The 23,272-nt window shown below is 73.3% G+C and carries 16 protein-coding genes; 10 read left to right on the top strand and 6 right to left on the bottom strand.

Going from position 1 to position 23,272, the window contains the following annotated elements:
* Positions 1 to 213: 213 nt before the first annotated feature.
* The 5 genes from CYQ11_RS12795 to CYQ11_RS12775 all read left to right on the top strand — a co-directional run bounded on the left by CYQ11_RS12795 (position 214) and on the right by CYQ11_RS12775 (position 6,921).
* On the top strand, positions 214 to 1,071 hold the full coding sequence (locus CYQ11_RS12795) for a TIGR03619 family F420-dependent LLM class oxidoreductase (RefSeq protein ID WP_099199509.1): 858 nt from the start codon (positions 214 to 216) through the stop codon (positions 1,069 to 1,071).
* A gap of 135 nt (positions 1,072 to 1,206) precedes the next feature.
* Positions 1,207 to 1,419 (top strand): hypothetical protein, encoded by a 213-nt coding sequence (locus tag CYQ11_RS12790; RefSeq protein WP_099199510.1) that lies wholly within the window; start codon positions 1,207 to 1,209, stop codon positions 1,417 to 1,419.
* A 239-nt stretch (positions 1,420 to 1,658) separates the two neighbouring features.
* The gene (locus tag CYQ11_RS12785) at positions 1,659 to 4,256 is read left to right on the top strand and encodes a bifunctional FO biosynthesis protein CofGH (RefSeq protein WP_099199511.1); all 2,598 of its coding nucleotides are present in this window, start codon (positions 1,659 to 1,661) and stop codon (positions 4,254 to 4,256) included.
* Positions 4,257 to 4,473: 217 nt separating this feature from the next.
* Entirely contained in the window at positions 4,474 to 5,745 is a 1,272-nt protein-coding gene (locus tag CYQ11_RS30270) for a DUF8017 domain-containing protein (RefSeq protein ID WP_240003420.1), read from the top strand.
* Between the two features lie 45 nt (positions 5,746 to 5,790).
* On the top strand, positions 5,791 to 6,921 hold the full coding sequence (locus CYQ11_RS12775) for an ADP-ribosylglycohydrolase family protein (RefSeq protein ID WP_099199512.1): 1,131 nt from the start codon (positions 5,791 to 5,793) through the stop codon (positions 6,919 to 6,921).
* A gap of 173 nt (positions 6,922 to 7,094) precedes the next feature.
* On the opposite strand, the gene CYQ11_RS12770 is transcribed toward CYQ11_RS12775, so the two are convergent.
* From CYQ11_RS12770 to CYQ11_RS12760, 3 genes are all read right to left on the bottom strand, one after another.
* Entirely contained in the window at positions 7,095 to 7,298 is a 204-nt protein-coding gene (locus CYQ11_RS12770) for a DUF397 domain-containing protein (protein ID WP_099199513.1), read from the bottom strand.
* Between the two features lie 221 nt (positions 7,299 to 7,519).
* Positions 7,520 to 8,392, bottom strand: coding sequence for a helix-turn-helix domain-containing protein (locus tag CYQ11_RS12765; protein WP_104651120.1), 873 nt, complete (start codon positions 8,390 to 8,392; stop codon positions 7,520 to 7,522).
* A gap of 532 nt (positions 8,393 to 8,924) precedes the next feature.
* The gene (locus CYQ11_RS12760; RefSeq protein ID WP_099199514.1) at positions 8,925 to 9,704 is read right to left on the bottom strand and encodes a GOLPH3/VPS74 family protein; all 780 of its coding nucleotides are present in this window, start codon (positions 9,702 to 9,704) and stop codon (positions 8,925 to 8,927) included.
* Between the two features lie 241 nt (positions 9,705 to 9,945).
* Here CYQ11_RS12760 and CYQ11_RS12755 point away from each other — a divergent pair, with 241 nt between their 5' ends.
* The 4 genes from CYQ11_RS12755 to CYQ11_RS12740 all read left to right on the top strand — a co-directional run bounded on the left by CYQ11_RS12755 (position 9,946) and on the right by CYQ11_RS12740 (position 17,548).
* Entirely contained in the window at positions 9,946 to 12,702 is a 2,757-nt protein-coding gene (locus CYQ11_RS12755) for a D-alanyl-D-alanine carboxypeptidase (RefSeq protein WP_099199515.1), read from the top strand.
* Between the two features lie 1,157 nt (positions 12,703 to 13,859).
* Complete coding sequence (locus tag CYQ11_RS12750) at positions 13,860 to 15,851, top strand: DUF8823 domain-containing protein (protein ID WP_099199516.1); 1,992 nt, start codon at positions 13,860 to 13,862, stop codon at positions 15,849 to 15,851.
* Positions 15,852 to 16,126: 275 nt separating this feature from the next.
* Complete coding sequence (locus CYQ11_RS12745; RefSeq protein ID WP_099199517.1) at positions 16,127 to 16,726, top strand: GVDTG sorting domain-containing protein; 600 nt, start codon at positions 16,127 to 16,129, stop codon at positions 16,724 to 16,726.
* A 156-nt stretch (positions 16,727 to 16,882) separates the two neighbouring features.
* A complete protein-coding gene (locus tag CYQ11_RS12740; protein ID WP_099199716.1) occupies positions 16,883 to 17,548 on the top strand; it encodes a class F sortase in 666 nt (221 codons plus the stop codon).
* On the opposite strand, the gene CYQ11_RS12735 is transcribed toward CYQ11_RS12740, so the two are convergent.
* A complete protein-coding gene (locus CYQ11_RS12735; protein ID WP_099199518.1) occupies positions 17,524 to 18,027 on the bottom strand; it encodes a MarR family winged helix-turn-helix transcriptional regulator in 504 nt (167 codons plus the stop codon). The two genes, CYQ11_RS12740 and CYQ11_RS12735, sit on opposite strands and share 25 nt — an antisense overlap.
* Before the next feature lie 67 nt (positions 18,028 to 18,094).
* Here CYQ11_RS12735 and CYQ11_RS12730 point away from each other — a divergent pair, with 67 nt between their 5' ends.
* Complete coding sequence (locus CYQ11_RS12730; RefSeq protein ID WP_099199717.1) at positions 18,095 to 19,222, top strand: questin oxidase family protein; 1,128 nt, start codon at positions 18,095 to 18,097, stop codon at positions 19,220 to 19,222.
* Here CYQ11_RS12730 and recQ read toward each other — a convergent pair.
* Together recQ and CYQ11_RS12720 are read right to left on the bottom strand one after the other, a co-directional pair.
* Complete coding sequence (gene recQ, locus CYQ11_RS12725; RefSeq protein WP_099199519.1) at positions 19,188 to 21,080, bottom strand: DNA helicase RecQ; 1,893 nt, start codon at positions 21,078 to 21,080, stop codon at positions 19,188 to 19,190. The two genes, CYQ11_RS12730 and recQ, sit on opposite strands and share 35 nt — an antisense overlap.
* A 104-nt stretch (positions 21,081 to 21,184) precedes the next feature.
* Complete coding sequence (locus CYQ11_RS12720; RefSeq protein ID WP_181143649.1) at positions 21,185 to 23,236, bottom strand: restriction endonuclease; 2,052 nt, start codon at positions 23,234 to 23,236, stop codon at positions 21,185 to 21,187.
* Positions 23,237 to 23,272: the final 36 nt, after the last annotated feature.

Raw genomic sequence — 23,272 nt, 5'->3', positions numbered from 1 at the left:
CGTGTGGCCCGCCGTGCCCGTCAGACACCCTTGTACGCCCCTGCGCCGGACAACGGAACAAGGCCCACGGGACGGGGCCGAGGGGACACGGCCGACGGGACGGCATCCGGCACTTCGATGTCCGTCTGTCGTGTGTCGGCTGTTTGTCGTGCGGTCCCAAGCGGCGCCCCAGGGCTTACCGTGGGTCACACGCGACGACGGAGGTGCCCCCGCATGCGCATCGCCACCACGATCTTCCTCACCGACGAGACGATCAGCCCCGTCCGACTGGCCCGCGAGCTGGAGCAGCGCGGCTTCGCCGGCCTCTATCTGCCCCAGCACACGCACATCCCGGTCAGCCGCGCCACGCCCGCGCCGATGGGGGAGCCGCTGCCGCCCGAGTACGGGAGAGCGGTCGACCCCTTCGTCGCCCTCGCCCAGGCGGCCGCGGTCACGCACCGGATCGAGGTCGGCACGGGCGTGACGCTGGTCGCCCAGCACGATCCGGTGGTCCTCGCCAAGCAGGTGGCCACGCTGGACTTCCTGAGCGGCGGGCGGTTCACCTTCGGCATCGGCTACGGCTGGAACGTGGAGGAGGCCGCCGACCACGGGGTGGAGTGGCGGAGCCGGCGCGAGCTGGTGCGCGACCGGATGGCGGCGATGCGGGCCCTGTGGGCCCCGGAACCGACGGCGTACGAGGGGGAGTACGTGTCGGTGCAGGCGAGCTGGGCGCACCCCAAGCCGCAGCGGGCCCCGCGCGAACGCAAGGGCGTCGAGCCGCTGATCGGTCCGCGCACCCTGATCGGCGGAACGGCCGGGCCGAAGCTCTTCGCCCACATCGCCGAGTACGCGGACGGCTGGATGCCCGTGGGAAGCAGCGGGCTGCGCGAGACGCTGCCCGAGCTGCGCCGGGCGTGGGCGGAGGCGGGTCGTCCGGGGGAGCCGGAAGTCGTGCCGTACGCGGTGCACCCGTCCACGGGCAAGCTCGCCCACCTGGCCGATCTGGGCATCGAGGAGGTCGTGGTGGGCATGCCGTCGGCGCCGGAGGCCGACGTGCTGCGGGCGCTGGACGCGCACGCCGAGTTCCTCTAGGCGGCGGGTTGGCCGGGGCGCTGGGCCCCGGGGCGGCGGGTTGCCGCCGGGGTGGCGGGTTCCGCCGAAGACGGCGGGTTCCGCCAGGCCGGCCGACGGGATGCGCGGGGCGGCGACCGGGCGCAGGCTGGAGGTATGTCCGGACCCACGCGGATCGTGGTCCACCCGCCGACGCCGTCGGGCGGCCGGTGGGTGACGGACGGGGCCGAGACCCTGGGCATCGCCCACGGCATCGCCGACGTGATCGAGTTCCTCACGCGGGACGGCGTGGACCTGAGGGACGCCGAACTCGACGATCCGGACCTGATCGAGTGGCAGGGCGGAGGCCCCGGCCACTGGCTGCCGTGACGTGGCGTGTGGCCCGGGCGGTGACGCGGCGCGTGACCCGGCCCGTTGCGCCCCGCGTGACCCGGTCCGCGCCGCCGCGCGTGGTCTCCCGCCCGCGGTGCTGCCCGTAACCCCGTCCACCCCCACCGACAAGCCCTGACGGCATTTCGGAGGCTGCCTCCGTCTGACGTGACGAGAGGCACACGGACCGATCTCCACCGGTACCTGGTGGCGCCGTTGTCCGCTCGTATGCTCGGACAATGACTTCGAGCGCTCCGCGATCAGAGCAGTCCGCACCGACCGCCAACGCCATGAGGCGTGCGCTCAGGCGTGCCCGGGACGGCGTCGCGCTGGACGTCGCCGAGGCGGCCGTGCTGCTGCGCGCGCGGGGCGCGGACCTGGAGGACCTCTGCGCCTCCGCGGCGCGGGTGCGTGACGCCGGTCTCGAAGCGGCCGGCCGCCCCGGCGTGATCACGTACTCGAAGAGCGTCTTCATCCCGCTCACGCGCCTGTGCCGCGACAAGTGCCACTACTGCACCTTCGCCACCGTCCCCGGCAAGCTGCGCCGCGCGGGCCACGGGATGTTCATGTCGCCGGACGAGGTGCTCGCCATCGCCCGCCGCGGCGCCGAACTCGGCTGCAAGGAAGCGCTGATCACGCTCGGCGACAAGCCCGAGGAGCGCTGGCCCGAGGCCCGCGAATGGCTGGAGGCCGAGGGGTACGACGACACGATCGCGTACGTACGGGCCATCTCCATCCGCATCCTGGAGGAGACGGGGCTGCTGCCGCACCTCAACCCCGGCATCATGACCTGGACCGACTTCCAGCGCCTCAAGCCGGTGTCGCCGTCCATGGGCCTGATGCTGGAGACCACCGCCACCCGGCTGTGGAGCGAGCCCGGCGGTCCGCACTACGGCTCGCCCGACAAGGAGCCCGCCGTCCGGCTGCGGCACCTGGAGGACGCGGGCCGCAGCTCCGTTCCGCTGACCAGCGGGCTGCTGCTCGGCATCGGCGAGACGTACGAGGAGCGCGCCGAGTCCCTGTTCGCCCTGCGCCGGGTCTCCCGGGCCTACCACGGCATCCAGGAGCTCATCCTGCAGAACTTCCGCGCCAAGCCGGACACGGCGATGCGCGGCATGCCGGACGCCGAGCTGGACGAGCTCGTCGCCACCGTCGCCGTCGCCCGGCACATCATGGGCCCCTCCGCCTGCCTCCAGGCCCCGCCCAACCTCGTCGACGACGAATACGCGCGGCTCATCGGCGCCGGCATCGACGACTGGGGCGGCGTCTCCCCGATCACCCCGGACCACGTCAACCCCGAGCGCCCCTGGCCGCAGATCGAGGAGCTGGCCGAACGGTCCGCCGCGGCCGGCTTCAGCCTGCGGGAACGTCTCTGTGTCTACCCGGAGTTCATCCAGCGCGGCGAGCCCTGGCTCGACCCCCGGCTGCTGCCGCACGTCCGCGCGCTGGCCGACCCGGAGACAGGCCTGGCCCGCGAGGACGCCGTGGTGGAGGGCCGCCCCTGGCAGGAGCCCGAGGAGGTGTTCGTCCCCTCGGGCCGCACCGAGCTGCACCGCACCATCGACACCGAGGGCCGCACCGCCGACCGGCGCGACGACTTCGACGAGGTGTACGGCGACTGGGAGGCGCTGCGGGAGGCGGCCGCCCCCGGCATGGTGCCCGAGCGCATCGACGCCGACGTGCGCCAGGCGCTGAAGCAGGCCGCCGACGACCCCACCCGGCTCACCGACCCCGAGGCGCTCGCCCTGCTGCACGCCGACGGCCCGGCGCTGGACGCCCTGTGCCGCATCGCCGACGACCTGCGGCGCGACGTGGTGGGCGACGACGTCACGTACATCGTCACGCGGAACATCAACTTCACCAACGTCTGCTACACCGGCTGCCGCTTCTGCGCCTTCGCCCAGCGGCGCACGGACGCCGACGCGTTCACGCTCTCCCTGGAGCAGGTCGCCGACCGCGCTCAGCAGGCATGGGACGTCGGCGCGGTCGAGGTGTGCATGCAGGGCGGCATCCACCCCGACCTGCCGGGCACGGCCTACTTCGACATCGCGCGGGCGGTCAAGGAGCGTGTGCCGGGCATGCACGTGCACGCCTTCTCGCCCATGGAGGTCGTCAACGGCGCCACGCGCACGGGCCTGTCGATCCGCGAGTGGCTGACCGCTGCGAAGGAGGCCGGGCTGGACTCCATCCCGGGGACCGCCGCCGAGATCCTGGACGACGAGGTCCGCTGGGTCCTCACCAAGGGCAAGCTGCCGACGGCCACCTGGGTCGAGGTCGTCAAGACGGCGCACGAGCTGGGCATCCGCTCTTCCTCCACCATGATGTACGGCCATGTGGACCAGCCCCGGCACTGGCTGGGCCACCTGCGGCTGCTCGCGGAGATCCAGCGGGAGACGGGTGGCTTCACCGAGTTCGTCACCCTCCCCTTCATCCACACCAACGCCCCGGTCTACCTCGCGGGCATCGCCCGGCCGGGGCCGACCACGCGCGACAACCGCGCGGTCACCGCCATGGCCCGGCTGCTCCTGCACCCGCACATCCCCAACATCCAGACGAGCTGGGTCAAGCTGGGCACCGAGGGCGCCGCGGAGATGCTCCGCTCGGGCGCCAACGACCTGGGCGGCACGCTGATGGAGGAGACCATCTCCCGCATGGCGGGTTCCTCCTACGGTTCCTACCGCTCGATCCGCGACCTCGTGGCCATCGCGGAGACGGCCGGCCGCCCGGCCCGCGCCCGCACCACGCTCTACGGCGAGGTGCCCCGCGAGCGTCAGGAGGCGGCCCTGACCTCGGACGGTCACCTGCCGGAGCTGCTGCCGGTCCTGGGGAACGACTGACCGTCAGGCGCACAGAGGCCGGTCGCACAGAGGCCGGTCGCACAGACGTCAGGCGCTGCGGACGCCAGGCGCTGCGGACGTCAGGCGTGCCGGCGCCCAGGCACGGCGGTGTCAGGCGTACGGACGTCAGGTGTACAGGCGTCCGTCGTACAAGTGTTGCGGATCTGTCGCGGGGCTCCGATGGGACGGCGACAGTCACCCGCATAGGGTGTCCCGCATGTCTTGGCCCCAGAACCCCCCGCAGCCGCAGCAGCCCGAGCAGCCGCAGAGCCCCCAGCCGCCGTCCCAGGGCGGCTTCGGACCCGCACCGACCTGGGGCCCGGACGGCTCGGGCCACGCCCAGCCCACCGTCTTCGCCCAGCCCGCCGTGCCCTCGCCCCCGCCGCCCCCGGCGGGCGCGGGCCAGGTGCCGCCGCCTCCGCCGCCGCCCGGGCCGGTCGGCGGGCGGGGCGCGGCCGCCGCCCCGCAGCAGGCGCCCGGCCAGCACATGCCCCCGGGCCCCGGCATGCCCCCCGGCCCGGGCATGGCGCCCAGTCAGCACATGCCCCCGGGCCCCGGCATGCCCCCCGGCCCGGGCATGCCCCCCGGTCCCGGCATGGTGCCGCCTCCGGGTCACGGCATGCCGCCCGGCGGCATGCCCCACGGCCAGACGCCGCCGGCCCCGCAGCCGCCGCGGAAGAAGAAGACGCTGCTCGCCGTCGTCGGCGCCGTCGTGGCGCTGGCCGTCATCGGCGGTGGCGCCGTCTTCTTCCTCAAGGGCGGCGACGACCCCAAGAAGGACGACGCCAAGGGCTCGTCCCAGGCCTCCGGCGCCCCCGGCGGCCAGGCGGACAAGCCGGCCCCGGCGCCCGAGGGCAACGGCGGGCCGAGCCCGTCGGGAGCCCAGCCGATGGTCCCCGGCTGGCAGACGCAGTCGAGCGACGAGCACGCCTTCACCTACGACGTCCCGGCCAAGAGCGACCAGTGGAAGGTCTTCCCGCCGGACACGATGGTCTCGTACACCGAGAACGGCCAGCCCCAGGTCACCATGCGCGGCACGGCCAACTTCCGGGAGGGCGGGTGCTCGTCGAGCGCCAACCCCAACACGCTGGGCGAGGCGGGCAAGGGCCAGCTGGCCACGGTCGGCACGACCGGTGGCGGCAAGGACGGCACCCTCCAGGAGAACGCCCGCAACTGGGCGGGCAACTGGGGTGTCTTCGCCTACGGCGGCCTGGGCAACAAGCCCAAGATCGAGGTCACCGAGGCCACCCCCTGGAAGCACAACGGCATCGAGGGCTACACCGCCACCGCCAAGGTCACGGTCACCAACCGCGGCAGCGCCTGCGTGCCGCCGACCGCGATCGTGAAGAGCATCGCCCAGAAGCTGCCGGACGGCACCTTCCACGGCTGGGTCATCTACGCCGACCAGGGTGTTCCCGACGCCCTGACGCCCGACCAGATCGACAAGATCATGAACACTGTCCGGCCGGCCAAGAAGGCCGGCGCCTGACCGCCGGCGCCTGACCGTCGGTTCATGAGGGGTGGGGGAAGGCTGATGAACGAGCACGGTTCCACGACGGTGGGAACGGCCCTGTGGGGACGGGCCGAACAGCAGGAGTTCCGGGGCAGGGTGCGCGGCTGCCTGCTCGGCGGGGCGATCGGTGACGCCCTCGGCGCGGGGATCGAGTTCGACTCCCTCGCCGCCGTCCGGGCCGCGCACGGCCCGGCGGGCGTCACCGGCTACGTGCCCGCCTACGGGCGGCGCGGCGCCGTGACCGACGACACCCAGATGACGCTCTTCACCGCGGAAGGGCTGATCCGGGCGCACGTGCGCCGGGACACCGGGGCCTGGCACCCGCCGACCGACATCCACGGGGCGTACCTGCGGTGGGCCGCCACCCAGCGGGACTGGGGGCCGGACGAGCGCGTGGCGGACGCCGGCTGGCTCGCCCGCGAGGAGTGGCTGTACGCACGCCGGGCGCCGGGCAACGCCTGTCTGTCCGGGCTCGCCGACACGGCGATGGGCACGCCGGAGGCTCCCAAGAACCCCGACTCCAAGGGCTGCGGCGCGGTCATGCGCTCCGCTCCCTTCGGGCTGCTCGTGGGCTGGGAGCCGCGGCAGGTCTTCCGGCTCGCGGCCGACTGCGCCGTCCAGACCCACGGCCATCCGACGGGCCGGCTCGCCGCCGGCGCGTTCGCGGCCGTCGTCCACGGCGTCGTCCGGGGCGAGACGCTGGAGGGCGCCGTCCGCGGGGCCCTGGCCCTGCTCGCGGCCCACGCCGGTCACGAGGAGACCACCGCCGCCCTGCTGCGGGCCCTGGACGCCGTGCGCCAGGGGCCGCCGACGGCCGAGCGGCTGGAATCGCTCGGTGAGGGCTGGGTGGCCGAGGAGGCCCTGGCGATGGGCGTCTACTGCGCGCTCGTCGCCGAGGACGTGCGCCACGGGCTGCTGCTGGCGGTGAACCACGGCGGCGACTCGGACTCCACCGGCTCGATCTGCGGCAACATCCTCGGTGCGCTGCACGGGGAGACGGTGCTGCCGCCCGGCTGGGTGGTGGAGCTCGAAGGGCGCTCGACGATCCTCGAGCTCGCGGACGACTTCGCCATGGAGCTGACGCAGGGCCCGGCCCTGCACGGCCGGGACGCCGCGTCGGCGGCGTGGCTGGCGCGCTACCCGCGCGCGTAGGGACGACACCTCCGCCGGGGGAGGGGACGGCGGTTCGGCGGTTCGCCCGGGGAGGGCACGGCCGCGGACACGGCCGAGCCCTCTCAGCCGGGACGGCGGCCGGCGAGAGGGCTCGGTGCGGGGATGACCGAAGGGCGGAGGTGTCGCTTCCCGGTGGGTCCGCGTCCGGTCGGTCAGAGCTCGTAAGCGCCGCCGTCGACGGTGGCGACGAACGAGGACCAGGCCTTCGGGGTGAAGGCGAGGGCGGGGCCCTGCGGGTCCTTGGAGTCACGGACCGCGATGGCCTGCGGAAGCGGGGACGCGACCTCCACGCAGTCACCGTTGGCCAGCGAGTGCGAGGACTTCCGCCAGGTGGTCTTTCCCTGCTGAATAGCCATGATTACTCCGATGCGTGTGGTGCGTATGGATACGTCAGATCCAGTGGATACGTGAGATCCAGAACGAGATCAGAACGTCGGTTTCCCGAGGTGCGATCGACGTTACGCGCCAACATCACACGATGAACGGGCCGTTCACTCGACCGGATGGCTTATTCCGTTCATCCCTTCCCCCTGTGGGGGTGGAGGTGTACCGTTCCGCCTCCCGCGGAGGAGGGCGGTCATGAGCCGTTGTCGGCCGCGGCCCAGTCCTCGGCGACCTGGAGGATGAACCGCCGCGAGTCCTCCGCGTTCAGGGCCTGCATGCGCAAATGCTCGTACATCACGCTGTACGCCTGGACGTCGTTCGGCTTCTCCAGGTAGAGGTCGCTGGTGATCCCCTCCAGATAGACCGTGCTGGCGTCCTGCGGGTCATGGAATTCAAGAATGGAGAATTTGCCGTACATGCCCGGATGTGCACCCACGGCATAAGGAAGTACTTGCACCGTGATGTGCGGACGGAGGCTGAACTCCACGAGATGTTCCATCTGTTCGCGCATGATGGCATTGCTGCCGACGATCCGGCGCAGCTCGGACTCGTCGATGACCGCCCACAGTCGCAGGGGATTATCCGAGTCGGTGATGCGTTCCTGCCGTCGCATGCGCACCTGGACGCGCCTTTCGACGTCGGACACCGTCGCCTCCGGCCACGAACCCTCGGTCACGGCACTCGCGTAGTTCGGTGTCTGCAACAGGCCCGGTACGAGCGAGGCTTCGTACACACGCAAGGAGGCGGCGTCCGTCTCCAGGCCGATGTAAACGCTGTAGGGGATATCGCCGAAGGCGTGCCACCAGCCTTGCTGGCGCGACTCCTTGGCCATCTGCATCAGTGAATCGACGATGCGGTGGTCCTCGACTCCGTACACACTGCACAGGTCGCGGACGTCGCGCTGGCTGATGCTGCGGCGGCCGTTCTCCAGCCGGCTGATCTTCGACTGCGAGACCAGTAGCCGCTCGGCGACCTCCTCGGCCGTCATGCCCTTGAGCTCACGGAGCTTGCGCAGCTCCTGCCCCAATCGGCGCCGCCTTACGGTGGGGTTGACACTGGACGCCACGGGACGCACCTCCGGCTCCGTCATGCTGCTGTCTCCTGCTCCGCAGCCTGCCACCACTGGCCTGGGCGGCGCTGGAAAATGCTTACACCAAGTCCGCTCGCGGATAACGGTGATGTCTCGCACGAGACGTAGACGCGACTACGCACGGACGCGGCGGACGCGCGGAAGCGCACGCGGGGCGGCGGACCGTGCCGTCGCCGGGGACGGCCTCGGCCCACCACCCCGCGCGCTGCGGCTCCCGGACCGGGTCTGGGGGACTGCGGTGCGGTCGGTGGAGCGAAGGTGATGCCCGTGCCCACCGACGCGTGGGCCGGCGGGCGGAGCGGTGCGGTGCGTGACGCGTGTTCTGAAGCGTGCCGTGATGCGGTGCGTGACGCGTGCCGTGGAGCGGGCGTGCGGTGGTGCGGCTAGTGATGTGTGCCGTGGTGCGTGCTGTGGTGCGTGGGGCGTTGCCCGGGATGACGCGGGTACTCGCGTCCTCGCGCGGTGTGCGTTCCGCGCGTGCATCGTGGCTGTCGGTAGCTGAACCGTTTCACGAGGCGCCCGCGCGGGCCATGACCCCGCGACGGTGCGCCACCGGCTGTGCGGCCGCCTCGGCGGCCGGTCGCACGGCGGTCGTCCTGCGCCCCGAACCGCTGCTGCTGCTGCCCCCGGAGCCGGCCGCTGCCGGCGTCCGCCGCGGCTGTGCGGCCGCCCCGTTCTGAACGTCCATCACCGCGTGCGCCACGAGCCCGCCCATGGGGTCGTGCCGGATGAGGTCACGGAGCCGGGACCGCGAGGACCGCCCCTCGTTGCCCGGGTAGAGGTGCTTGCCGAGGCCGACCGCGTGGGCCAGCGCGGCGAGCGCCGCGGTGCGTGGGTCCGGCGGCACGCCGGTGCGGATCGCGCTGTCCAGCCGGGCCCTGATCTCCCGGCTGATCGCGGTGTCCGTGGCCTGGTAACGCGTGGTCGGCAGCACCCCGCACATCTGGCCCGCCACGGCGTGCACCATGCCGCACCGCTCCAGGTGTGTCAGGTACGTCTGACGCAGCCCCAGTCGGGGCCCGCCGATCCAGTGGACGGCCCGCACCGGGCTGCCGCGACGGCGCAGCAGTTCGAGCGCGGTGTCCAGGGTCGGATCTCCTGTCGGCCGTGGGTGCACCACGGCGATACGATCCCCGTCTGGGGCTATCCGTCCGGCCAGAGCGAGCTCCACTAGCTGCGCTCCGGCGAGACCGAGGTCGAGCGACTGCGGCTGCGCCGTGGTGCCCGTTGCCGGGTCCAGGGCGAGCAGCAGAAGCTCCTCCGGAATTGTTCTGCGGCTCCTGCCCATCCATGCCTCCCCGCGTGGATGAGTGACAGGGTGACCCCTCTCACATTGGTCTGTCGAGAGTGCGTGGTGGCTTCGGGTGGGAACCGGTAGGTATGTCGTCTCGTCTTGCAGGTGAGTGAAGCCGGACGAGGCCCTCTGACGGTGGCGTCGCGCGGTGGCGCGACATCGACAGAGGACACTGGTAGCGGTTAGTCGGTTGACGATTTCGGGCAGCGGGGCGCAGTGTGCCCCGCCTCGGTGTATGGACAGGGAATTCGAGGAGGCATCGGTGGCGGGCGAGTCCCCCGACAAGTCGGAGCAGCGTAAGTCGTCGGGGGAGACGACTGGCAGCGCACGTGATCCCCGGCTCGGCGTCGCCCGGGCCACCGAACCGGCCAAGGCCAAGGTCCCGGCGGCAGCGGCCGATAAGGCCGATAAGGCCGATAAGGGCGAGAAGGCCGATAAGGCCGCGCGGCCGGAGGCTGACGAGGCCGGAGCTTCGTCCGGCGACCGCCCGGCGGACCGGGCGACGGCCGTTTTCCGGACCGTACGGCCCGAGCGCGACGCCGATGGCGACGGCGCGGAGCCGGAAGGCGCCGGAAGTGCCGCCAAAAACGACAAGCCGGTCGATGCGGATGCAAAGCGGAAGCCTGCCGACCGCGAGGCTGGGAGCGCTGGGTCCAAGTCCGCCCCGAAGAACGGCAGCTCCGGCACGTCCGGCGGTGACGCCCGCCTGAAGGCCGCTGTGGCCGCGTGGGTGGCCGGTGGGGACGAGGACGCGGAGAAGGCCGGCGAGGCCGACGAGGGTGCGGAGAAGGCCGACAAGGGCGCCGGCAAGGCCGACAAGGCCGAGTCTGCGGCCAAGGACGCCCCGGCCGGGGCGGAGAAGGCCGCCAAGGGCGACGACGCCGCGAAGAAGCCGGCCGCGGGTGGGGACAAGCCCACGGCCGTCTTCAAGACGGTGCGGCCCGCCGCGGCGGACAAGGCGGAGGGAAAGAGCGGCAAGGACGGCAAGGACGGCAAGGACGAGAAGCCCGCGCCCAAGGTCGACGCTGCCGCTGGGAAGCCCGCCGCCGACCAGCCGACCGCCGTGTTCGGCGCGGTGCGCCCGAAGGCGGAGTCGAAGCCGGCTGTGCCCGCCGACCAGCCGACGGAGCTGTTGAAGGCGCCGGGTCCGGAGGTGGGGGAGAAGAAGAAGCCCGCCGTGGACCGTCCGACGGCCGCGTTCGGCGCGGTGCGTCCCAAGGCCAACGGCTCCGGCGCCAAGGCGGAGTCGAAGCCGGCTGTGCCCGCCGACCAGCCGACGGAGCTGTTGAAGGCGCCGGGTCCGGAGGTGGGGGAGAAGAAGAAGCCCGCCGTGGACCGTCCGACGGCCGCGTTCGGCGCGGTGCGTCCCAAGGCCAACGGCTCCGGCGCCAAGGCGGAGTCCAAGGCGGCCGCGCCCACGGACCAGCCCACCGAGCTGCTGAAGGCCCCGACACCGCCGCCGGCCAAGCCGGAGCGTCCGAGCCAGTTCGTCCCGCTGAAGAAGGACGACGCCCCGGCCGCGAAGCCGGGTGCGGCCAAGGCTGACGCGCCCGCGAAGCCCGCCGCCGGCAAGCCCGCCCCGGCCAAGCCGGACGCGCCCGCGAAGCCCGCCATCCCCGTCTCCGTCGCGCCCCCGCAGCCCCCGGCGGCCCCCGCCGCCGGCACGGGAGAGCCCGGCCGCCCCGCCGCGCCGCTGGACCTGCTGGCGCAGCTGACGAACACCCCGCCGCCGCCGGAGACCCCGGTGCGCACGGCCATGCGCCGCGTGAAGATCTGGACGCCGCTGGTGGCGCTCCTCGTGATCGTCTTCGTGGTCGTCCAGGCGTTCCGCCCGCTGCCGGAGCCGAAGCTGGCGCTCGCCGGCAAGAAGTCCTACGTCTTCCAGGGCGACAAGCCGGTCCTGCCGTGGCCCACCGAGGGCCAGGCGATCGTCGACGTGGACGGGCTCGGCCGGGTCGGCTCGTACGGCGACATGAAGCCGCTGCCCATCGGCAGTGTGGCCAAGGTGATGACCACCTACATCATCCTGCGCGACCACCCGCTGAAGAAGGGCGAGGACGGACCGCAGATCGACGTCGACCAGAAGGCCGAGGACGACTTCGTCAACGGCGACAAGGAGAACGAGTCGGTCGTCGAGGTCCACAAGGGTCAGAAGATCTCCGAGAAGGAGGCCCTGGAGGCCGTCATGCTGCCGTCGGCGAACAACGTCGCCCGGCTGCTCGCCCGCTGGGACGCGGGCTCTGAGGAGGCGTTCATCAAGAAGATGAACGACACCGCCAAGGACCTCGGCATGACCAACACCACCTACACCGACGCGAGCGGTCTCATGGAGAGCACCGTCAGCACGGCGGAGGACCAGGTGAAGGTCGGCAAGAAGGCCATGCAGGACCCGGTCTTCCGGGACATCTCCAAGGCCATCAACTACAACTCGACGACCACCTCCGGATCGAGCAGCCGGGAGGCGTACCTGAAGGTGCAGCGCAACTTCAACAAGCTCGTCCCGGCGTTCGGCGTCGTCGGCATCAAGACCGGTTCGACGACCAAGGCGGGCGGCAACCTGCTCTTCGCGGCGGAGAAGAAGGTCGGCGGCTCGACGCAGCTGATCATCGGTGCGGTCTTCGGGCAGCACAAGACCCCGATCATCGATACCGCCACCACCTACAGCAAGGACCTGATCCTGGCGACGGGCAAGGCCCTGACCACCAGCACCGTCGTGAAGAAGGGCGATGTCGTCGGTCATGTCGACGACGGCCTGGGCGGCACGACGCCGGTCGTCGCGGCCAAGGACCTCACGGTGGCCGGCTGGCCCGGCCTCAAGGTCGACCTGAAGCTCGTCGCGAACGGCAAGGCCGTCCCCCACACGGCGAAGGCGGGCGCCGAGATCGGCTACCTCGCCGTGGGTGGTGGCACCGGTGAGATCAAGGTGCCGGTGACGCTGCAGAAGGCCCTCGCGGAGCCGTCCTTCGGCGCGAAGGTGACGCGGATCAGCTGATCCGTCCCGTCACGCGACGGCGGCCCGGGTGCACGGCATGTGCACCCGGGCCGCCGTCGTACGCGCGGTCCATCCCGTCGTATGCGCGAGCCGCACACGAGAAAACGGCCCGCCCCGGGCCCGGTCCGAGGGGACCGGGGCCGGGGCGAGCCTGTCGGCTGCTTTTGCTCCTCGCTTTTCGCCTTCAGCGCCATGGCGAAGTCCGATTCCTTCTGCGCGTTCAGTTCCTTTTGTGAGGCAGTATCGGCGGTGAACCATGTGCCGATCAGGTTCACCTGGTTCTTGCAGGCGACGTCGGCCGTCGCCACCTCGCGCTCCTCCGGCGTGGTGGAATTCCCCCGGAAGCGGGGGTCGTTGATCGTCGCCATCGGGTCCGGAGAGGAGTGGCCCTTTTCCTTCGCGCAGCTGGACCACGCCGTGAACGCCTGCGTCCCGCGCGGGTCGGATTTGCCGGCGGTGAAGCCTGGAGATCGGTGTTCCGGGCGAGCTCGCCGGGGCCGAGCGTTCGCGGGCCGGCCAGCTCCCTGGCGGCCTCGCCGGTGCAGCGGCCCTCGGGAACCTGCTCGCCGTTCACCCGGAGCGGGCTCCCGCCCCCGTGTTCGATTTCCGCGCCGGAGAAGAGGCAGCGTGCACCTCGGGTGTTTTCGAGGGAGCCGGATCGCTTGAGGAGCCGTTCGCCAGGGAAAGGCGAGGAGCAGCTCGCCAGGGAAAATGCAGATAATGCCGGTGATTCCGGGCCGTGCTCATCGCCGGCGCCTGCTGCTGACGCGTCGATCCGTACCCGAGAGCACCCCCCGTCGTGCCGAACGAATTCATCGCAGGAGGGCGGTCGGCGACGCTTCGAGTGAGTTGTCGTGCCGTGCCCCCAAAGCGCCGAAATCTCGTGATCATCTAAGCGTGCGGCAGGCAGTGGATCAAGAAGTTCGGGTCTTGCTCCCAAAACTTGCTCCCAAAAAAGAAGTAGCGGCCCCTTCCGTATCCGGCGCCCCCCGCCCCCTCCCGCGGCCGTCAACACTGTCGCCCCCCGCCCCCCGCCGCGTGTTAGCGTCGCGAAGGGTGTACGGCCTTGCCGTGCCGCCCGCTGCCGGGGCGATCCGGGAGAGCATGACGATGGGGGAAATCCTCGAAGATCTCGGGGGAAGACGGGGAGAGCCGCAGTGACCACCGTGGGGCCGGCGCGGGCCGGACAGCCGCAACCGCAGCCTGGAGAGCCGGGCGGCGAGGACGACGGCGCCAGGTCCGCCGATACGGCCGGGCGAGGCGCCGCGCCCGCGCGCACCCTGACGCAGGGCAGACCCGGATGGCGGCGCCCCTCCTGGGCGCTCAAGCCGGACCACCGGCGCCGCGGCCGGCTGGCGGTGCTGACCGGGACGGTCCCGGTCACCCTCCTCGTGGCGGCCGTGCTGCACCTGGTGTGGGTGCTGGTCTTCGCCAACAGCGGCGGTGACCTGGCGGCCCAGGACGCGTGGGCGGAGTTCGCGCTCCAGCACCCGTCCTCCGCGTACAACCTCGCCTGGTACGGCGGCATGCACCCGGTCTCGTACAGCGTGATCTCGCCGTACCTGATGGCCCTGCTGGGCGTGCGCAGCACGATGATGGTCGCGGGCACGGTCTCCGCCGGGCTGATCGCCCTGCTGCTGATCCGCAGCCGGGCCGTGAAGCGGCCGCTGTGGCCGTCCCTCTACGGCGCCTTCGCGCTGACCTGCAACGCCATCTCGGGCCGGGTGACGTTCGGGCTCGGCATGATGTTCGGGCTGGCGGCCCTGGCCGCGGTCTTCGCCTGGCCGGTGAGGTGGCGCAGGGAGCGCCGCTTCCGCTGGGGGCGTGCGGTGCTGGCCGCCGTGATGGCGGGCCTGGCGACGGCCTCCAGCCCCGTGGCGGGCCTGTTCGTGGGCGTCGTGGCGGCGGCCCTGTGGCTGAGCCGGCGCCGGCCGGCCGCCTACGCGCTGGGGCTGACCCCGGTGCTCGTGGTGGCGCTGTCGGCGTGGCTGTTCCCCTTCTCCGGGCAGCAGCCGATGGACTTCGTCCAGGCGGTCCTGCCGCTGGTCTCCGGCATCTTCGGCCTGCTCGTGCCCCGCTCCTGGCGCACGGTGCGGATGGTCGCGGCGCTGTACACCCTGGGCGTGCTGCTGGTCTGGCTCATCCCCTCCCAGATCGGCACCAACATCTCCCGGCTCGGCATGGTCTTCGGCGGTGTGGTGCTCGTCGCCGCGCTGACCGGGATGGAGCGGCCCAAGAATTGGTCCGAGGTGACGGCGGCCGTCCGGGCGGTCGGCTCCCCCAAGAAGATCAAGGAGTGGTGGGCCGCCGGTGACGGCGGCCCGGGCGGTGCCGTCCGGCTCTGGACCGTCACCGCGCTCGCCCTGGTGACCGTCACGGCCTGGCAGACGGCCACCTCGGTCGGCGACATCGTGCACACCACGCCCGCCGCCTCCTGGGCGCGCGAGCTGGCGCCGCTGGTGGACCGGCTCCAGCGGGTGGACGCCGCCCGTGGCCGCGTCGAGGTCGTCCCCGCCCGCAGCCACCGCGAGGCCTCCGCCCTGGCCCCGTACGTGAACCTCGCCCGCGGCTGGAACCGGCAGGCCGACCGTGAGCGCAACCCCCTGTTCTACGAGGACGGCCTGCTCACCCCCGACAGCTACCGCGCCTGGCTCAGCCGCTGGGCCGTCCACTACGTGGTGCTGCCCACCGACGAGCCCGACAAGGCGGCCGTCGGCGAGGCCAAGCTGGTCGGGCAGGGACAGCCGTACCTGCGCGAGGTCTGGTCAGACGACCACTGGCGGCTGTACCAGGTGAAGGACCCGACGCCGCTGGCCGAGCCGCCGGCCGTGGTGGACCACGTGGACGCCGACCGGCTGACCGTCACCGTGCGGGAGGCGGGCGTGGTGCGCGTGCGCATCCCGTACTCGCCGTGGCTGGCCCTGGTCGACGAGAAGGGCAAGCCCGTCCAGCCGCCGAAGGCCGGCGCGCACGGCGAGCCGCCCGTCAACGTCCACGGCTGCCTGACCAAGCTGGTCCAGCCGCAGACGGAGGACGAGCCGGAGGACGACTGGACGCTGCTGCGCGCCCCGCGCGCCGGTACCTACCGGATCGCGTCGCCGTACAAGCTGCCGCGCGGCACGGGCTGCCCGGACGACCTGGCGCGCTAGCCGGGCGGCGCACCGCCGCGACCGCGAACGGGTGACCGAGGGTAGCCCCCCGGTCACCCGTTCGCCATGTCCGCCCGTGGACGCCCGTGCGGTCCGCCGCCGCCGTGGTGACCTGCCCATACAGGCCTGCCGGTGGCGTCCGGACCGGGGGGATCTGAGGGGCTGTCAGGATGCGGGACCCCTGGAAGGCGGTTTCCCTCGGCAGTGAGGAGCGCGGAGTCCCGACTCCTGCCGCGGCACATCGGAGTGCCCGCGTCCGCGCTCACGGAGGAAGCATGCGTAACGCACGAGTGCTCGCCGGGGCCGCCATGACCATAACCGCGCTGGGGCTGTGCGGCGCCCCCGCCCTCGCCGCGGACGAGTTCGGCAAGCTGGAGATCAGTCCGGCCCGCGTCCAGCCGGGCGAGACGGTCACGGTGAACACCACCGCCTGCGGCGCCAAGGGCCACGGCACGGCCGACGCCAGCGCGGTGGGCGGCCCGGCGTCGTTCGAGCTGAAGCCCGGCACCCGCAAGGAGGTCGCGGCCGGTGAGTTCCGGGTGCCCGACTCGGCCAAGCCCGGCACGTACGGCATCGGCGCCAAGTGTGACAACGGCAAGGAGGCCACCGGCGACGTGACGGTCGGCAAGGGCTCCGGCTCCGGGCCCAGCCCGGCCGCCGGCACCGGCTCGCGCCCCGCCCCGCGCCCGGCGTCGCCCTCCGCCACCCGCAGCATGCCGGCCGCGCCGCCCCAGGGCGGGATGAAGACCGGCGTCGGCGGCACCAGCGAGGACTCCGGCACGACCGAGATCGTGGCCGGCGCCACCGTCCTGGGCGCCGCTGTGGCCGCCGGCGCCTGGTTCCTGCGTCGCCGCGGCGGCGACAACCGGGTCTGACAGCGGGATCCCACGGTGCCGGCCGGTCCGCCCCTGGGCCCCCGGACGCGCACACTGCGTCCGGGATCCGGGGACGGGCACCACCCGGGGGAGGCGTACCTGCGCGGCGGCGGGCGGCGGGCGGGCGGCCGGCGCGGTTCCCCGGCCCACAGGGCCCTGACCGCCGCCGTCCTCGCCGCCGCCCTGGCGACGGGCGGCTGGCTCGTCGCCCACGGCGCCCGGGACCACGCGCCGCCCCCGCAGCCCTCCCGCGCCGAGGCGTTCCCCGCGCCGGGCGAACCCCTGCTGGCCCCGGGCCGCGGCGAACGGCTCGTACCGCCGCTGCCCGCCGCGCCCCCCACGCGGGTGCGGATACCGGCCATCCAGGTGGACGCCCCGCTGATGCCGCTCGGCCTGCTGCCGGACCGGACCCTGGCCGGGCCGCCCGAGGGCGACAAGAACCTCGCCGGCTGGTACGCGGGCGGCACGCCCCCCGGCTCCGCGGGCACCGCCGTCGTGGCGGGGCACGTGGACACCGACAGCGGGCCGGCGGTCTTCTACAACCTGGGCGCCCTGAAGAAGGGCCACGAGGTGGAGGTGGCCCGCGCCGACGGCCGCACGGCCGTCTTCGTCATCGACGCCATCGAGGTCTACGCCCGGGCGGACTTCCCCTCGGCGAAGGTCTACGGCGCCTCACGGCGGGCCGAGATCCGCCTGATCACCTGCGGCGGCGGCTTCTCCCAGGAGGCCGGCGCCTACCTGGGGAACGTCGTCGTCTACGCCCACCTCGCGGGCGTGCGCCGGCCGCCGCAGATCGCTCAGCGGGCCGGCCCCGGCGGCTGAGCCCGCGCCTCCCGCGCCCAGGCCGCGAGGCCCGCCACGAAGCCGGCCCGGTCGCGCGGCGACAGGCTGTCGAGCGCGCGCAGCAGCGGGCCCGAGCGCGTGGCGATGAACTCCTCCACCGTCGGCCGGTTGTCCTCGGCGACGGCCACCAGGGTCCGGCGGCGGTTCGCCGGGTCCTCGCGCCGCTCGACGAGCCCGGCCCGGCTCAGCGCGCCGACCAGCTCGCTCACCGTCGACAGCGACAGCCGCATCCGCTGCGCCAGCTCGCTCACCGCCAGCGGCTCCTCGGCCAGCAGCTGCGGCAGGACCGCGCCGTGGCGGGGGGTCAGGCCGTGGGCCTCGAAGACCGCGCGCAACCGGCCGGGCATGTCGGGGACGGCCTGGCGGAAGTAGGGGGCGAGGAGCGGTACGAGGCCGATGGCCTCGGCTTCCTCGGGAGTGGGCAGCCGGAGGTTCCCCGGCTCTGCGGCGTGCGGCATACTGCGAGTCTAGATGCTTCGTATTTCCAAACCATTCTGGAATCCGAACCTTGATGTGGGGGACCGCATGCCTGTCACCGGCTACACGGACGCGCTCCACGACGCCCTGGAGCGTCTGGACGGCCTCGGCTTCGAGCGCGGCGCCGACGCCGACCTCGCCAACCACGGCCCGATGGGGGCCGAGGCCCTCGCCGCCCTCGGCCACACCGACCAGGTCGCCGCCTGGGTCGAGGGCTACCGCACCGCCATGCCCCACAACCCGGTGCCCGCACCACGCTTCGCCCTGGACGCCGGCGACGCCTCCTCGTGGCGCCCGGCGCTGGGCGACTTCTCCCGGGTGGGCGACTGGGAGGAGCTCTTCCGGCGCGAACTCGCCGAGGCCCCCTGGGCCGAGGTCCTCACCCGCTGGTGGCCCCGGCTGCTGCCCGGCATGCTCGCGGGCCTGACCCACGGCACGATCCGCACCGCCCACGCCGTGCGCTCCCTCGCCACCACCCCCGCGCCGACCCCGGCCCAGCTCACCGAACTCGCCGGCGGCCTGGCCTACTGGGCCGCCCGCTTCGCCCACCTGCCGGGCCAGGTCCGCATGAGCGGCACCCACGACCTGGCCGCCGCCGTGGCCGCGCTGCCCCGCACGCCCCACACCGGCGAACGCCGGGGGCGGGCCGCGGCGGCCCACCGGCTGGTCCACCCCGACGAGCTCACGGGATACACCGAGGCGCTCGGCGCCCTCGCCCCCGTCCCCGCCGACCGCACGCAGGAGATGCTCAGCGATCTGACGGCCGAGTTCGCGGGCGTCTACACGGGCCACCCGGAGGTCTTCGCCGTACCGCTCATCCACGGCGTCACCGCGCCCGCGGCCGTCCGGCTGGTGCTGCCGCACCTGCCGCAGGAGCTCCACGAACCGAGCCTGGCCGCGCTCTGGCACGTGGGCACCACCCTGCTGGTGGCCTTCACCGAGCACCGGTCCGGCGAGGCCGACGCGGCCCGCGAGGCCGCGGAGGCCGCAGCGGAACTGCCGTCCTTCGACGAGCTCGCCGCCCGGGCGGCCGAGCACGGCGACGAGCACGTCATCAAGTTCACCGAGGCGTGCCGCCGCGAACACGCGCTGCGCCCCGACCACCGCTACCCGGCGGCCGTGCTGACCGCCCAGCAGCGCATCACACCGCGGCGTCCTCGGGCGAGCCGCCGCTAGCCGGGCCCGCCAGTACGGCGAGGATGCCCTCGCCGTACTTGGCGAGCTTGTTCTCGCCGACACCGCTGACGCCCGACAGGGCGCCGAGGTCGCCTGGCAGCGCCGTGGCGATCTCCCGCAGCGTGGCGTCGTGGAAGATCACGTAGGCGGGCACGCCCTGCTCCTTCGCGGTCGCCGCGCGCCAGGCCCGCAGCGCCTCGAAGACCGGCACCGCCTCCTCGGGAAGCTCGGCCTGCGCGGCCCGCTTGGCGGATCCCGCGGACCGCTCGGACCGCGCCTTCGCCGCGCGGGCCGGCTTCTCCGGCTCGCGCCGCAGCAGCACCTGGCGGCGCGAGCCGAGCACGTCCCCGCTGGTCTCGGTGAGCACGAGGGTGCCGTAGTCACCCTCCACCGCGAGCAGTCCCTGGGCCAGCAACTGCCGGACCACGCCGCGCCATTCGGCCACGCTCAGGTCCGTGCCGATGCCGAAGACGGTGAGGGCGTCGTGATCGTGCTGGATGACCTTCGCGGTCTTCTTGCCCATCAGGATGTCGATGATCTGCCCCGCGCCGAACTTCTGCCGCCGCTCCCGGGCCAGCCGGAACACCGCCGACAGGAACTTCTGCGCGGCCACCGTGCCGTCCCAGGTGGTGGGCGGCGTCAGACACGTGTCGCAGTTGCCGCAGGCGGTGCTCGGCTGGCCGAAGTAGTCGAGCAGCCGCACCCGGCGGCAGTCGACCGTCTCGCACAGCGCCAGCATCGACTCCAGATGGGCGGCGAGGCGGCGGCGGTGGGCCTCGTCGCCCTCGGAGCCGTCGATCATCTTCCGCTGCTGGACCACGTCCTGGAGCCCGTAGGCCAGCCAGGCCGTCGACGGCAGGCCGTCGCGCCCGGCGCGGCCGGTCTCCTGGTAGTAGCCCTCGACGGACTTGGGCAGGTCGAGGTGGGCGACGAACCGCACGTCGGGCTTGTCGATGCCCATGCCGAAGGCGATGGTGGCGACCATGACGACGCCGTCCTCGCGCAGGAACCGCGCCTGGTTGGCCGCGCGCGTGCCCGCGTCGAGCCCCGCGTGGTACGGAAGCGCCTCGACGCCGTGCTGCGCCAGGAACGCGGCGGTGTCCTCCACGCCCTTGCGCGAGAGGCAGTAGACGACGCCCGCCTCGCCCGCGTGCTCGGTGCGCACCAGCTCCAGCAGCTGCTTCCTGGGGTCGTTCTTGGGCGCGATGCGGTACTGGATGTTGGGCCGGTCGAAGCTCGCGACGAAATGGCGGGCCTCGCGCAGGTTCAGCCGGGCCGCGATCTCCGTGCGGGTGGCGTCCGTGGCGGTCGCGGTCAGCGCGATCCGCGGCACGTCGGGCCAGCGCTCGTGCAGCGTGGACAGGGCCAGGTAGTCCGGCCGGAAGTCGTGGCCCCACTGGGCGACGCAGTGCGCCTCGTCGATCGCGAACAACGAGATCTTGCCGCGGTCGAGCAGCCGCAGCGTGGCGTCCACGCGCAGCCGCTCGGGCGCGAGGTAGAGCAGGTCCAGCTCGCCGGCGAGGAACTCGGCTTCCACCAGGCGCCGTTCGTCCATGTCCTGCGTGGAGTTCAGGAAGCCGGCCCGCACCCCGAGCGCCCGCAGGGCGTCCACCTGGTCCTGCATGAGCGCGATCAGCGGGGAGACGACGATCCCCACCCCGGGCCTGACCAGCGCGGGGATCTGATAGCACAGCGACTTGCCGCCACCGGTCGGCATCAGCACCAGCGCGTCGCCACCCCCGACGACATGATCGATGATCTCTTCCTGCTCGCCGCGGAACGCGTCGTAACCGAAGACGCGCCGCAGGCAGCGCAGGGCGTCGCTGGTCTCGGGGGAGGTCTGCGTGGGGTCGGCCATTGGAGAAGTCTACGAGCCGCCACCGACAGCCACGGGTGGATCACGCGACGCGGGCGCCGGCGACGGGCAGGGGACCACCGCGCCCCGCCGGCGCCCGCCGCGGGTCAGGCCACCTCGATGCCGTACTCCTGCACCAGCGACTCCAGGCCGCCCGCGTACCCGCGCCCGCCGATCACGAAGTCCCAGTCGCCGCCGGACCGCTTGCGGAAGGAACCGAGGACCAGCGCGGTCTCGCCGGGCCGGCCGTCGGACACCTCCAGCCGCCCCAGCTCGGCCCCGGAGCCGTCCGACAGCCGGATGCTGGCGTCGGTGAACTCCGACAGGTCGGCCTCCGGGTTGACGGCGGGGTCTATGGCCGCGACGAGCACGAGCCGGTCGGCGTCGGCCGGCAGCGCCTCGAAGGCGACCCGGATCGCGGCCTTGTCGGCGGGGGAGGGCTCGACCGAGCGCACCGAGCCGTCCGGCGTGCGCGGGTTGTTGTAGAAGACGAAGTGGTCGTCGCTGAGCACCCGGCCCCCCCGGCACACCAGGGCGCAGACGTCCAGGGCCACGCGACCCGCCCAGGACATGCCCAGCACGTTGTGCTCCCCGGCCGGCTCGGGCTCCGGCCGCCCGGCCGCCGCGGGGGTCGTACGGGCGCCCGCGCCGCCGCCCAGCCGGCCCCGCAGCCCGTGCCGCCCCAGCAGCTCGACCAGCTCCTCGCCGGAGACGAGCGTCAGCGGCTTGCCGTTGGCGAACGCGTACGAGCCGGGGCCGAAGCCCGACGTCGTCACGAGCACGCCCTTGTTGGCCCCGGCCGCCTGCACCGTCCCGTAGAGGTCGCGCACCGCGGTGGGCGGCACGGTCTTGCGGTACCGCTTCACCTGCACGATGATCCGGCCGCCGCTGATCGGGTCCGGGTCCATCGCCTCGACGTCCACGCCGCCGTCGTTCGAGCGCTGGGTCATCACGGCGTGCATGCCCCGGGCCCGGAACAGCTCGGCGACCAGCGCCTCGAACTCGATCGGGTCCATCTCGAACAGGTCCGGGTCGTCGCCCCCGCCGTGCGAGACGACGCCCCGGCCCACGTCGCCGGGCTGCCGCCCGGGCCGTACGGCCGCCAGCTGGTCGGGCCGGGCGGACAGCAGCCCGCCGAGCGCCTCCGTGAGGCACTCGACCGCGCTGACCTGCGCCAGGTGGAGCCGTGCGAAGGCGGCGCGGGAGACGGTGACCGAGGCGAGCACGATCTGCTTGCGGCGGCCCGTGGCCGGATCGTGGTCGTCCACGAAGCCGTTGAGGGCCACCGACTCCAGGGCGCCGAACTCGTCGGCGGCGAACAGCTCGCGCACCGCGAGCAGCACGCACTGCGCGAGCACGTCCCGGTACAGGGCCCGGCACTGGCCGGCCGGCCGGGCGGTCTCCCGCTCCTCGTCGGCCGTCGGCATGTACCGCACGGACTTCACGGCGGGGACGACGCCCGAGCCGGGCAGCTCCCAGTCCAGGACCAGCTGCCGGGCCGCCGGGTCGTAGGCGGCGGTCACCTGGTGCGGGAAGTCGTCCGGCCACGCGTCGGAGGCGTACAGCGCGGCGGAGAAGTACTCCACCACGGCGTCCGCGTCGCCGCCGCGCAGCGCCGCGACCAGTTCGCCCAGGCCCGCGTTGTACCCCCGGATCTCCGCCAGGGTGGCCGCGGCCCACTGGTCGTACTGCTGGCGGTACGCGGCGAGCTGCCGCAGCCGCTGGTCCTCGGCGGCGCGGGCGGCCTGGACGTCCCGCTCGTACTGCGCCCGGCTGCCGAAGCCGTACCGGCCGGCGTCCGGCACGGGCACGGGCGTCCCCAGGTGCCCGGGGTCGAACGGCGCCAGCTCCTCGGAGCGCCCCAGGGCGGCCGTGGTGAACGCCGGCGCCCGGCACCCCGCGGCCAGCAGTCCCTCCAGCGCGGCGACCCGCGCCTCCAGCTCCTCGGTGCGCCGTCTGGCCTCGGCCTCCCGGGCCTGCCGGTAGGCCGCCCGCCGCTCGCGGTCCTGCCGGGCCAGCTCGCGCTCCTGGGCCCGCTGGAGCCGTTCCCGCTCCCGCTCCTCCTGGGCCAGCGTCCGGGCCCGCGCCTCCTGCTGACGCTGGTGCTGACGCTGCGACTCGGCCCAGATGCCTATCAGTCCATTGGAGCGGCGGCTCATCGGATCATGCCCTCCCCCGAGACCCCCGGCGTCCCG

It is taken from the genome of Streptomyces cinnamoneus (assembly GCF_002939475.1).
In the GTDB taxonomy this organism is placed as follows: Bacteria; Actinomycetota; Actinomycetes; order Streptomycetales; family Streptomycetaceae; genus Streptomyces; species Streptomyces cinnamoneus_A.
This window is presented reverse-complemented; position numbering and strand designations above follow the sequence as displayed.